Source organism: Acetobacterium sp. MES1 (assembly GCF_002237635.1).
GTDB classification, from domain to species: Bacteria; Bacillota; Clostridia; order Eubacteriales; family Eubacteriaceae; genus Acetobacterium; species Acetobacterium wieringae.
This window is the reverse complement of the sequence record NZ_MJUY01000010.1, coordinates 43,846-56,738: the sequence shown is the minus strand read 5'-3', so window position 1 is coordinate 56,738 and position 12,893 is coordinate 43,846. Positions and strand designations below refer to the sequence as shown.

Genomic DNA, 12,893 nt, shown 5'->3' with positions numbered 1-12,893 from the left:
AACTTTTCTCACTTCACAAATTATAAATTGTTAAGCTTAACTTTCTCTGTAACTTTTCATTTATTTAAGCAGATGTTAAAGAAAGATGAAAGACAATGCTCTTTATTTCTAAAAACGCCCAATCTTTTTACACCGCCATCCATGCCATGTCTGGTTGTAATCTGATTGCCTGCTTGTCCGTTACACATAATGATCCCGGCCAGAATTAGCGGAAAATCTCCCGGGCCATTTTCTTGGCTGTCGGGGTGTCGGCCAGTCCGCCTTCTGCCGTTTCTTTGAGCGTTTTTGGCATCGCATCCCCAATGTCTTTCATGACGGTAATCACCTCATCCACCGGGATGACACTCTCAATACCTGCCATGGCCATTTCTGCAGCAATCAGGGCACTGGCCGCCCCGCTGGCATTGCGCTTAACACAGGGCACTTCGACCAGCCCGGCCACCGGATCACAAACCAGCCCCAGTACACTTTTCAGCGCAATGGCACAGGCATGGGCACTCATGTGTGGGGTACCGCCCATCAGTTCTACCGCTGCTGCCGCCGCCATCGCCGCGGCACTGCCACATTCAGCCTGACAACCGCCTTCCGCCCCAGATATACTGGCTTTCTTGGCAATTACCATACCGAGTCCTGCGGCGGTAAAAAGACTCATCACTACCTGCTCTTCTGTTAAATCGTATGCTTCTTTCAAGGTCAGTAAAAGAGCCGGAATGATCCCACAGGAGCCAGCGGTGGGAGCTGCCACAATTCGCCCCATGCAGGCATTCACTTCAGCAATGGCCAGGGCCTTGGCCAGGGTTTCGCTGAGCACCATCCCGCCGAGGGACTGACCGGCACGAATGGCCTGTTTCATTTTAAGCGCATCCCCGCCACTCAAACCACTGGCTGACTTACTCCCGCTGTTTAAGCCTTTGCTGGCGGCTTCGGCCATCACCTGCAGGCTTTTTTTCATTTCTTCGATCAGGTCTTGCTGGGATCTTTCCATCTGCAGCGCCTGATCGGCCAGAACCAACGCCGAAATAGGTTTTCCCTTTTTTGTCGCCTTGTCTGCCAGTTCCTGTACGGAATCATAACTTATCATCTTCGCTCCTAATAGATTGGTTTGATTAAAACCGCCTTTTTTACAGAGTTCACTGCTTCAATTAAACTGACCAGTTCTTCATTAACGGCCTGGTCGGTTTCAATCACCATCATTGCTTCACCGCCTCGTTGGGAACGATACATGTTCATCTCGGCAATGTTGATCCCCTGATCAGCCAGCAAATTGGTCACTGCCGCGATCATTCCCGGCGTATCATGATGGGGCACCAGCAGAGTGTAGTATTCGCCATTAAACTTGACATTGATCTCATTAATCCGGTTGACCACAATTCGGCCACCACCCACCGATGATCCCTGGACAATGGTTTTTTTGCCCTGTGAATCAACCGCTGCAATCAAAGCCGTATTGGGATGAACCGCCTTGTTGCCGGATTTTTTAAATTTAAAGGCCATGCCCAGGTCCCGGGCCAGCTCCAGACTGTCTTTGATGCGTTCATCATCCGGAGCCATCCCCAATAAGCCGGCAATAATTGCCTTATCGGTTCCGTGGCCCTTATAGGTTTGGGCAAACGAACCATAGAGCTCTATCGTCACCGTCGCTGGCTGCCCACCGGACACCGCCCGGGCGATTTTTCCGATCCGCACCGCTCCGGCCGTATGGGAACTGGAGGGGCCCACCATAATCGGTCCAATAATGTCAAATACATTCATCCCAACCTCACTCTTTTGGCATCAGCCAGACTTTTAATTACCTCTCCTCAACGATGCCATCTTTTTTATTTTCTTACCCTGAACACTCTTTTTTAAGCATCCGCCTTCTGACTGAATTTAAGAACTGGTTTACGTACTGCTTTTACCTCATCCAACCGTCCGACAATGGTATCATGGGGTGCCGATTTTACTACTTCAGGATTTTCTTTGGCTTCCCGGGCAATCTGTTTCATCGCCGCAATAAAAGCATCCAGGGTTTCTTTGCTTTCGGTTTCGGTTGGTTCAATCATTAGTGCTTCTTTGACAATCAACGGAAAATAGATCGTCGGCGGATGATAGCCAAAATCAATCAGACGCTTGGCAATATCAAGTGCCGACACACCGGCTTTTGCCTGCTTTTGAGCTGAAAAAACAACTTCATGCATACAGGTTTTTCCGAATGGCAATTCATAATCCTCACAGAGCCCAGCACGGATATAGTTAGCATTTAGCACCGCCATTTCTGAAGCTTCCCGTAGTCCCTTTGCCCCTAATGAACGGATGTAGGAAAACGCTTTAACGACCACTAAAAAATTACCATAGAACGATTTAACCCGGCCAATTGACAGCGGCCGGTCACCATCAAGATAATAGCCATTGGTGCCGCTTTCCACTACCGGCCCTGGCAGTAAGGGAACCAATTCTTTTTTGACTCCCACCGGACCTGAACCCGGGCCGCCACCGCCATGAGGTGTGCTAAAGGTTTTGTGGAGATTGAGATGTACCACATCAAAGCCCATGTCACCCGGGCGGGTTTTGCCCATGATGGCGTTTATATTGGCACCGTCATAATAGAGCAGGCCTCCTGCCTGATGGACGATCTTCGCTATTTCGACAATATTTTCTTCAAACAAGCCCAGAGTACTGGGATTGGTCAGCATCAGTCCGGCAATTTCATCACTCATCACCGCCTGCAGTGCTTCAAGATCAACCCCACCAGCCGGATTGGACTTCACCTCGATGACATCAAAACCAACAACCGCCGCCGAAGCCGGATTGGTGCCATGGGATGAATCCGGCACGACAATTTTTTGTCGCTTGGTATCACCTCGGTGCTGATGATAGGCTTTAATAATCATCAGTCCCGCCATTTCGCCATGGGCGCCAGCCGCCGGTTGCAGCGATACCCGTTCCATTCCGGTAATCTCTGCCAGCATTCGATCGGTTTGATAAAGCACTTCCAGACAGCCTTGAACAGTCTGCTCCGGCTGATAGGGGTGAACCCCGGTAAAACCACAGTACTGAGCCACCGCTTCATTAACTTTGGGGTTATATTTCATGGTACAGGAGCCCAGGGGATAAAAACCCGAATCAACCCCATGATTCATTTGCGAAAGGGCCGTAAAGTGGCGGATTGTATCGATCTCGCTAACCTCCGGTAAGGCCACTTCTTCTGCACGTAAAAACGCTTCAGGGATCATGGAATCAATGGATAGCTCGGGAACATCACACATTGGCAGAATATCAGCTTTTCTTCCCGGCACCGACTTTTCAAAAATAAGCGCTTCTTGTTTAATCACAATGCTTCACCACCTTTTCTACCAGCTGATCAATTTCCTGGCGGGTTCGTTTTTCAGTGACCGCCAGCAACCAGCCATACTCAAACTCCGGATAGGCCTTTTTTAATTCATAACCGCCGATGATTCCATCCCCCAGCAGATCTTTGTTTAAGTCTTCCGGTGCAGTTGTGCCGATAACTGCAAACTCTTTAAAGAATGGGGCTGTAAAAGCCGGGGTAAATTTTCCGGTGGCAATCAGCCTGTCATGGAGATAATGGGCTTTACGAAGGCATAGGGTAGCCACCTCTTTTAGCCCCGCCTTGCCCAGCAACGTCAGATAAATCGTTGCTGCCAGGGCATTCAGGGCCTGATTCGAGCAGATATTTGACGTCGCCTTATCCCGCCGGATATGCTGTTCTCTGGTCTGAAGGGTTAAAACAAAGGCTCGTTTGCCGTCATGGTCAGTGGTTTGTCCAACCACCCGACCGGGCAATTTTCGCATCAGAGCCTTGGTTGTTGCCATAAAACCCAGTCCCGGCCCGCCGAAACTGATTGGATTCCCCAGGCACTGACCATCTCCAACCACGATATCGGCCCCCAATTCGCCGGGAGATCGAAGGATTGCCAATGACAATGGATCGACAGAGGCAATAAACAACGCTTTTTGTTGATGGGCAAGGTCCGCTACCCGGCTCAACTCTTCAATAACGCCAAAAAAGTTCGGACTTTGCACAATCACCGCAGCAGTCTGCGCGCCGCATAAGGCTTCAAGCTCGTTTAAATCGATGGTACCATTTTGAAAACCAATTTCTCTTACCCGCACGTTTTTAAAGTGGGCGTAGGTTTGCACCACCTGGCGATGCTCAGGAGAAACGGTGCTGGCAATCAGCACTTCGTTCCGACCCGTCTGACTGACAGCCATTGCCACCGCTTCGGCCAGTGCCGTTGCGCCATCATACATTGACGCATTGGCAATCTCCATTCCGGTCAACTCACAGATCATCGATTGAAACTCAAAGATTGCCTGCAGGGTGCCCTGACTGATTTCCGGCTGATAGGGTGTGTAAGCCGTGTAGAATTCCTGTCGGGAGGTCAGACTGCCAACAACACTGGGAATAAAATGATCATACGCCCCGGCTCCCAAAAAACAAGTGCAGCTGTCCAGGTCGGTATTTTTTTGTGCCAGCTCCCGCATCAATGTGATCAGTTCCATTTCTGACAGGGCTTCCGGCAACGCCAGTTCCCGGTCCAGCCGGACTGCCACGGGGATGTCCGCAAAAAGTGCATCCCGGGATGTCAGACCCAGTTTTTCAAGCATCGCCTGTTGTTCTTCCCCGGTTGTTGATAAATAAGATGCCATCGATGTTCCTCCTTTATAGTGTGGCTTTCAGTTTTTCAAGTTGTTCTGCTATCGCTTCATCGTCAAAGCAGTATTTCATTGTAGTAAACTGGCTGCGGAGCTTTTTAACGTCTTCCGCCACCGCTTTTTTACGCAGAATCACATCGGCCATCAATTCAGCCGTCTCTTTAAAGGCTTCCCTGGTAAAGCCAAAGCGGGTCATCTCGGCAACACCAATGCGGATTGCCCCGGAAGCGGTAAAGCCCTCTTCCTCCGGTGTTGCCTGATAATTAATGATGATATTGCTTTCTTCGAGACGTCTGGCCACTTCTGGACCAATGCCATAGCCAACCTTCACCACCACCTGGTGGGTCTCGGTATAGGAAATCTGTGGATCGCCGGCCACATCAAGTCCAGCTTCGGCCAGCGCTTTGGCAAAATATTTGGCATTCTCAATGACAGTGCGCTGATAATCATCTTTGAAATAATTCATTTCGTAGGCCGCCATTAACAGACCCAACATTGTGCCGAGATGGTGGTTGCTGACACTGCCCGGAAACGCCCGGGTCTCGATGGTTTCCCAAAGGCCATACTTATAATCATCCTTGTCATAATTTCCGGCGATGACCCCACGCTGGGTACCAAAAAATGTTTTATGGGTGGAACCAGTTACCAGCTCAGCCCCTTCTTTAAAGGGATCCTGGAAATAATCACCGACCAGTCCCAGGACATGGGCCATGTCATACATAATCACCGCATTGAGTTGCTGATCATCGATAAATTGGCGTATTTCCTGTACCGGTTCCTTGTGCAGAACCATACTCTTGCCAAAGATAATTAATTCCGGTCGATACGTCGCAATGACTTTTTTTGTTTCTTCGACATCGATCTTAAAGAGATTATCCGGCTCCACCGGGAAATTGACAACTGCCGTTTTTTCCGTCCGGGGATCGACAGCGATATAATCATGCAGGGCGCCCATTGGCTGGGCACTTAAATGACCACCACGGATGATATGATTGTTCAGGATATAGCCCAACCGCTTGGCCTCAACCTTGCGGTTGACCCGATTCTTGTAATCCATCAAAGCACTAAAGACTGCCATATTGGCCATTTGCCCGCTGATTACCCGGGTTTCAACCTCGGCACAGTTAAAGTACTGCTTGAATTCCTCCATCAGCAGGTATTCAATCTCGTCGATAAAAGCCGTTCCCTGATAATAAAAAACGTCATAATCATAAAAAGATTTGGTTTTTTTGTGCTCCGCATAACGAAACGACGGATCCATCACTGATAACAACCGTACTGCCGATGAATGGGCTTGTTCCGATGGGATCAGGTTAATGGTTTCATACTGCCGGTGATGGCTGTTGTCAAAGCTCTTCTTCAGCAGATTGAGGGCTTTACCGGGATAATCGGCGGCACTTTCAAACTGTCTTGTCACCTCCACACCATAAAGAATCGGGCGGGCATACGGGGGCGCATCACTTTTTAAATGGTAGGGCACAATCACTGCCGCCACCCGTTTATTGCGGATTTCAACCTCCACCAGGTCATTGATTTCGACATCACCATCAAGGAGCGCCAGGCCAATCCCACGCATCGCTTTTTCATCGGTTATCTGACTATCCAGTCCATAGCCTTCGGCTTTTAAATAGGGTACCATGGTGGCACTGGTAATCACGCCGACTTCCCTGCCATCTTTAAAAACCTTGCATCCGGCCCGGGCCACACCCTTACCGGTAATGGCCAAGGGTCTGACAATTTTGGGCAGTTTGGATAAATCGCTAAAATCCCGTTCCATGATGGCCTTAAAGCCGCAATACTGTTCCCGAAGTGGTTCCCGCCCCAGATAATTGCCCTTATCCGCGGCAAAGCTGACAGCAAATTTAGCCAGTGGACAGGAAAAAATCGGAATCTCCTGACCCTCGTTATCCAGTCCCAGTTCGTGTCCATATAGCGGCAGACCGGCTTCCAGTCTTAATGTATCCCGGGCCCCCAGACCGACGGCCATGGCACCCAATCCCAGCAGCTCTTCCCAGATTTCCGGGCCCTGCCCGGCTTTGGCAAACAGTTCAAACCCCAGGGGTTCCCCGGTGTAGCCGGTTCGGGCCACCAGGAGGGGAGCCCCGTGATAATTAAGAATTCCCAACGCATTCTTAAGGGGTTCGGTCAAAAATTCGCTCCCGGTTAATTTTTTCAAAATATTCTTGGCTTCCGGGCCCTGCAGTGAAATCATCGCCAGCTCAGCGGATTGATCGGTTATTTGGGCATCAAAGGCTTTGATTTCGTTATTCAGGTGCTGCCAATCTTTGTCGGCGTTGGCCGCATTCACTACCAGCAGGTAGCGATCTTCATAAAAGCGGTAAAGGTAGGCATCATCAATGGCACCGCCGTTTTTATTGGGAATCATCGTATACTGGGCCTGAAGCAGATCCAGCGCAAAAACATTGTTGGTCAGGACATACTGTAAAAAAGCGGTGGCCTCTTTTCCGGTGATGATGAAGCGGGCCATATGTGAAACATCAAAGATGCCCGCTTTAATCCGGGTATGGAGATGCTCATCAACAATGCCATGGGGATACTGAATTGGCATCTCCCAGCCCCCAAAATCTACCAAGGTGGCTCCGGCTTTGACATGATTGTCATATAATACAGTGCGTTTTAAATCTCCCATTTGCTGATCTCGCACGCTTTCTATTCCTGACAAAACGCTTCGTACTCGGTTGCGTCCATCAAGTCATCAACTTCTGTGGGATCATCCATTTCAACACAAATCAACCAGTTTTCAAAGGCATCGGTATTAATCAGCTCTGGCTCATCATTCAGCGCTTCGTTAATTTTCTCGACCGTTCCGGCCACCGGCAAATAAATATCGGAAGCCGCCTTAACCGATTCGACCACCCCAAAGGTTTGATCCTTATCAATATGATCACCCACTTCCGGCAATTCAACAAAAACAATATCTCCCAGGGAATGTTGGGCGTAATCGGTAATCCCGATAGTGGCCCGATTGCCTTCTACCTTAACCCACTCATGATCCTTTGAATACTTCAACCCTTCAACAATTCTCATTTTTCAATCCTCCATTTTTTTCTAATTTTACCAAAAAACAAAAAAAGCAGAAAGCTAATGCCTTCTGCTCTGTTATTGACCTGAGAGATTTCTGTTTTAAAGTTGCCCCTTCGGTGCGTTTTCGCTTTCCAGAGAGATGTCCGGATGCGGTCCTCTTTACCTGAGATCATCACTGATATTATGGCTAATACCAGCTTATTCCTTCGGTGCTGCACACTCTGCAGTCTCTCCCGTATCCATCATTCATCATACCATCGTTTAATTGTATTCTTCAGCCTGATCTATTTATCAAGTTGTTGTGAGTATACACTGCTGCCCCGGTAATTGTCAACCACTGAAACCATATTATTTCAAACGGTGTCTATTTTTATTGTGCCTATCCTTTACCCGAATAGCTGCCCACTTTTGCGAAACGGCTATTTTCTTCGTGAATCGTTGTTAGCTTGGGCTTTAATTTCTGGTAGAATAAACTGGTTTAATGAAGCTAAATTGATTATGCGATATGAAAATTATTACATTTAACGCTATACTAAAAAGGAGAAAAATTATGAAAAAAACACTATTTGCCCTACTCTTATTTGCCCTCTTCATCCCAATTCAAACAGTCTTTGCCGAGACTGATATCATCCCGGTCTTATCCCGTGGCCATATCGAAAATTTGGGTGACTATCCAGCCGATCACACCTGGGTCGAAAGCCCTGAAATGATCGGCACCGTTGGTCAGAGTAAACGAATTGAAGGCTTCGAATTAAAACCTGATGCGGATGTGTCCTCGGAGATTGAACTGTGTTACAACGTCCATGTCCAGAATATCGGCTGGCACTATGATGAAAATGATCCCAGCACTTGGGCTAAAAACGGCGACTATGCCGGCACCCGTGGCAAGGGACTGCGCATTGAAGCGATCAAAATTGTTCTGCTTGACACCACCGGCAAACAGGTATCCGGTTATCATGTCCGTTACTGCGGTCATGTCCAGAATATTGGCGACTTGCCATCCGTTTCGGAAGAATGGTTCCTCGATGGTGAACAGCTTGGTACCGTTGGCAGCTCGCTTCGCCTTGAAGCATTAAAACTGGAAATTTTCAAGGATGCCACGACTGGCACCGATTTAAGTGCCTACACTGCCCTGATAAAACAAATTGAAAGTTTAAACGAATCCGACTTTAGCAAAACTTCCTGGAATAATCTGCAATCTGTTGTTTCTCAAAACAAGATTGATGAGCAAAGCAGTTCCGCTGAAATCGCCACCGCCATTGCAACTATCCAAAAGGCGATGAACCAGCTTGAAGATCTGACCCAATCAACCATTTACAGTAAAGCCGGTAGCTATGGACCAAGTAGCGGAAGCGAATCGATCAATCAGGATGTAATTATCACTACCGGTGATGTGACGCTTCAGAACTTGACAATTGATGGTAATCTGATCATTGATGAAGCCGTTGGCGACGGAAACGTGACCTTGAACAATGTCACAGTTTCCGGTGAGTTACGGGTTTGCGGCGGTGGCAAAAATAGTATTCACATTAACGGTGGCAATTATTCGAAAATCCTGGTTGAGCAGGCTCCGGATGGCGGCGTCCGGATTGTTACCACCGGCCTTGACGGAGTGCCAGTTATCCTAAGCGAAAACGCTGCTGGCGAAACCCTGATTCTTGAAGGCGAGTTCGATTCAGTCACAGTCAATGCTCCCAATGCGGTGATTAAAACCCAGGGGCAGACCAGCATTAAAACCCTGGATGTCGGCGAAGACGGTCAAAATACCGCCATTGAACTTGGTAGTACCACCGCCGTAACAAACCTGGCCTTGTCAGCACCTACTAATATCACTGGTAGCGGTAGGATCAGCAAAGCCGAGATTTCCTCAGACAATGTCAGCTTTGAAAAGGCTCCCGATAATTATACGGTTGACCCCGAGGTGGTGGTGCCACCTGTAATCCCCACCCCAGAACCGACACCTCAGCCACAACCCGGGGGCAGCGGTGGTGATAACGGCGGTGGCGGTTATACCCCACCGAGCAAAATCAGTCTGAGTGTGACCACTGTCCCAACTGTCAGCCCATCTAAAACCTACGATGGTACTACCGCCACCGATGTAACCAATCAGCTACTCGACACTGCAGCCATCACTGGAATTTCGATCGGTGATACCGTAACCGTTACCGCCACGGCTACCTATGACAATAAAAACGTCGGCAGCAATAAGGATATCACCATCACCTACAATCTATCCGGAGCTGCTGCCAGCAAGTACAATCCCCCGGCGACCACGACAATCAAGGGCGAGATTCTGACAAAACCCCTGAGCCTCCCGACAACACCGATCTCAAAAGAGTATGACGGAACAACGATGCTTGACACCGTGATTACCGAAGACATAGGCCAGCTGACCGCCGATAATTTCACGATCACCCGAACAGCCACCTATTTAGACAACAACGTAGGAGCCAATAAACCGGTAACCTGTTTCTACACCCTGTCGGGAAACGATGCCGGCAATTACAGCGCCCCGGCCGACCACTCGGGTACCGGAACCATTACCAAAAGAACCCTGACGGTCTCTTGCACCAGCCTGAATATCAATAAAACCAAAACCTATGATGGCAGCACTGACGTGTTTAATGGCAAGGGCAAAATTCAAGCTGGCAATAACGTGATCAGCGTGGCAACCGGTGTGGCAGCCGACCCCACTATTATCGTCACGGCCACCGCTGCTTATGATAATCAAAACGCCAGCGACAACCGAACTATTACGATTAGCTATTCAATTGACAGCACCTCTGCCAACAATCGCTATCAGGTCCCAGCGACAGAAACCATCAGTGGGGCTAATATTACCGCACGGTCATTGACAATAGCAGCTCCCACTCCGGTGGCCAAAGCCTACGACGGCACCGCCAATGTCTTTACAGAGGTCAATAATACGGGTATTATTTATAATACGTCCGTCCCAGCCGGCAATATTGCCGACACGGATTCTGGCAAGGTGACAGTCACCGCAACCGCCACCTATGATACCGGCAAGGATGTTGGCCCCGCTAAGCCAATAACCATCCGCTACACCCTTTCTGGGGATGCTGCCGGGAATTATCAGCCACTGCCCGATGATCACAGCAAAACCGCTGCCATTACCCCACTGACGCTAAATACCGGAACCGTGTCAGAAAAAACAAAAGAATATGACGGTACCAGCACCGCTAAACTGAATGTAAATGTCAGCTGCAGCGATAACAACGGTCTATTTGCCTCTGAAGCAGGCAAAACACTTTTATCCAAAGTAGACTCAAAATACTATACCGACAGCGCTTGTCAAACTGAAACCAGTAAGCCCTCAGATGCAGCTAATCTTTACATCAAGTACACCATTACTCTGGAAGGCACTTCAGCCAGCAATTATGTTTTTGCTGATAACCAATCCAGCTTAACCGGCACGACAAATGGCGGCAGCATTACCAAGAAGAAACTATCGGTTACCGCTGAAGCGATGGGGCTGCAAACCGAGAAAGACTATGATGGTAACATCAGTGCCAGCTCTACTCTCACTGCCATCACGGGCGGCACTGGCCTGACGGGGATCGTCGGCACCGAGCAGGTCACCGCGACAGCTTCAAGCCAGTATGATAGCGCCGATGCCGGTGACCGTACTATCACTACCAGCTTTTCGCTTTCCGGCCCTGATGCCAGCAATTACCTGATCGATCCCCTGATCAGTAGCGGCAAGATCAATCCGATTCAGCTAAATTATACCGGGGCCTTGCCTGATAATATTTCGAGTTACGCATCTAAAACTTACGACAGCACTCAAACAGTAAAACTCAATGGCGTTTATATTCAAGATCAGGATGTCACATCTGACGTTAACGGCATCCTTTCAGGTGAAACAGCCAAAGTCACCGCGACTGCCACCTTTAATGATAAAAATGCCGGCACCGATAAACCGGTCACGATAACCTATACGGTTAATTCCACCAATTATCTGGCCCCGCCCCCGAATACTGGAACAATCACGGCCAGTATCGACAAAAGGATGTTATCTTACGACGATAGCCTCCAGCTGGAAACCCTTAAAAAATGGGATGGCAAGACTTCAGCCATAGTCATCGATGCGAAAATCAGCCCCGCCACCGACTCATATTCCGGGATTGTTGCAGGTGATACCGTGTCGCTAGCTGCCTGTAGCGGGGAATACTATTCTGGAAATGCACCAACTTCAGCCGTCACACCGGATGATAGTTGGTACGAGATCCGCTTAACCCCCACCCTGAACGATGCAGCTACAAAAAATTATGTTATGGAATCGAAAAACGTTTCTGGCAGAATTCTACCGACGAATGCCGTCATCGGCGCTTCCTACAGTGGCAGCACTTGGAGTAATTGGAATTACGGCAATTTTGGTAGTATTAAAACTATAAGTCCGCCTGACGGGATGAAGCTTTTTATGTATGAAGCCAACACCTTCTACGGCCTTGGCTCCGATGGGAAAATTTATACTGCAACTGATGCTGCGAACATCACCAACTGGACACCCATTAATAATATCCAAGTCACATCTTCAGGTGCTTATCAGGTCTTTGGCCTTGATGCAGATGGCACGCCATTGGCGGTCGGTTCTGATGGAATGATTTATTTTTGGGCTGATCCGCAATGGTCAATTGATAGCTCCTCAATGGTAACTCTTCAAGGCAGTGGGTCACCGATCAACCCCACCTATTATAAAGAAGGTGCTTCGGAATACCTGATCTATCAGGACATTGCCGGTAACCTTTACAAAAGTGGTTTTGACAACTCGGGAGCTACTAGTATTTGTACCGCTCCGAAGCCGCCATCGACTTTTTCCCGTGAGCTAATCTATTACGACGGCTCTACAGTCGTCCTGTTCGCCTACTAAATCCAGCAATCGGATTCAAGAGATTCAATTGTAAGCGAAAATTGTATCCCACATACCCAAACAGAATAAAATCTGATAAAATCACCTCAGTATAACGCTGAAGGTGATTTTTATGTTAAACAGTGAAAAAGAGATAAATCATAAAAAATGGGTTGGGAGTATAGAAGCCTAGGAGCGCAGCGGATTAGAGCAGAAAAAATTGTGTGAAGTAAATCAGGTTAATTATCATAACTTCCAGTACTGGAGACAGCGTCCGAAAAAGAAAAGCGCCCTTTAGGAAGGTGTCTTGCCATCTGGGCCA

General features: G+C 48.6%; 7 protein-coding genes, 1 pseudogene and 2 riboswitches. Of the genes and pseudogenes, 2 read left to right on the top strand and 6 right to left on the bottom strand.

All coding sequences use genetic code 11. The annotated features are described in order from the left end of the window. Positions 1-205: 205 nt before the first annotated feature. The 6 genes from sdaAA to gcvH all read right to left on the bottom strand — a co-directional run bounded on the left by sdaAA (position 206) and on the right by gcvH (position 7,704). Positions 206-1,081, bottom strand: a complete 876-nt coding sequence (gene sdaAA, locus BI182_RS03185; protein WP_286805484.1) for an L-serine ammonia-lyase, iron-sulfur-dependent, subunit alpha — start codon at positions 1,079-1,081, stop codon at positions 206-208. A gap of 8 nt (positions 1,082-1,089) precedes the next feature. Further along, on the bottom strand, positions 1,090-1,752 hold the full coding sequence (gene sdaAB, locus BI182_RS03180) for an L-serine ammonia-lyase, iron-sulfur-dependent subunit beta (RefSeq protein ID WP_286805483.1): 663 nt from the start codon (positions 1,750-1,752) through the stop codon (positions 1,090-1,092). 92 nt (positions 1,753-1,844) lie between these two features. After that, positions 1,845-3,311 (bottom strand): aminomethyl-transferring glycine dehydrogenase subunit GcvPB, encoded by a 1,467-nt coding sequence (gcvPB, locus tag BI182_RS03175; protein ID WP_286805482.1) that lies wholly within the window; start codon positions 3,309-3,311, stop codon positions 1,845-1,847. Next, positions 3,304-4,650, bottom strand: coding sequence for an aminomethyl-transferring glycine dehydrogenase subunit GcvPA (gene gcvPA / locus BI182_RS03170; protein WP_148638005.1), 1,347 nt, complete (start codon positions 4,648-4,650; stop codon positions 3,304-3,306). The genes gcvPB and gcvPA overlap by 8 nt, the downstream gene beginning before the upstream one ends. 13 nt (positions 4,651-4,663) lie before the next feature. Further along, positions 4,664-7,306, bottom strand: a complete 2,643-nt coding sequence (gene gcvT, locus BI182_RS03165) for a glycine cleavage system aminomethyltransferase GcvT (protein ID WP_286805481.1) — start codon at positions 7,304-7,306, stop codon at positions 4,664-4,666. Positions 7,307-7,326: 20 nt separating this feature from the next. Beyond that, entirely contained in the window at positions 7,327-7,704 is a 378-nt protein-coding gene (gene gcvH, locus BI182_RS03160; RefSeq protein ID WP_070369632.1) for a glycine cleavage system protein GcvH, read from the bottom strand. Positions 7,705-7,771: 67 nt separating this feature from the next. Then, positions 7,772-7,838: riboswitch (glycine riboswitch) on the bottom strand. Between the two features lie 3 nt (positions 7,839-7,841). After that, a riboswitch (glycine riboswitch) is annotated at positions 7,842-7,947 on the bottom strand. A 304-nt stretch (positions 7,948-8,251) separates the two neighbouring features. Between gcvH and BI182_RS03155 the strand changes: the two genes are divergently transcribed. After that, positions 8,252-12,592 carry a YDG domain-containing protein gene (locus BI182_RS03155; RefSeq protein ID WP_286805478.1) on the top strand — a complete coding sequence of 1,447 codons (4,341 nt, stop codon included), beginning with the start codon at positions 8,252-8,254 and terminating at the stop codon, positions 12,590-12,592. Positions 12,593-12,779: 187 nt separating this feature from the next. Then, positions 12,780-12,869: pseudogene (locus BI182_RS17310) on the top strand (hypothetical protein); the annotation flags it as partial. Between the last annotated feature and the right edge of the window lie 24 nt (positions 12,870-12,893).

Excerpts from the sequence above, each read along its gene's own strand:
- sdaAB (WP_286805483.1), bottom strand. The coding sequence starts at position 1,752 with ATGAATGTATTTGACATTATTGGACCGATTATGGTGGGCCCCTCCAGT.
- sdaAA (WP_286805484.1), bottom strand. The coding sequence starts at position 1,081 with ATGATAAGTTATGATTCCGTACAGGAACTGGCAGACAAGGCGACAAAA.
- gcvPA (WP_148638005.1), bottom strand. The coding sequence starts at position 4,650 with ATGGCATCTTATTTATCAACAACCGGGGAAGAACAACAGGCGATGCTT.
- gcvH (WP_070369632.1), bottom strand. The coding sequence starts at position 7,704 with ATGAGAATTGTTGAAGGGTTGAAGTATTCAAAGGATCATGAGTGGGTT.
- gcvT (WP_286805481.1), bottom strand. The coding sequence starts at position 7,306 with ATGGGAGATTTAAAACGCACTGTATTATATGACAATCATGTCAAAGCC.
- BI182_RS03155 (WP_286805478.1), top strand. The coding sequence starts at position 8,252 with ATGAAAAAAACACTATTTGCCCTACTCTTATTTGCCCTCTTCATCCCA.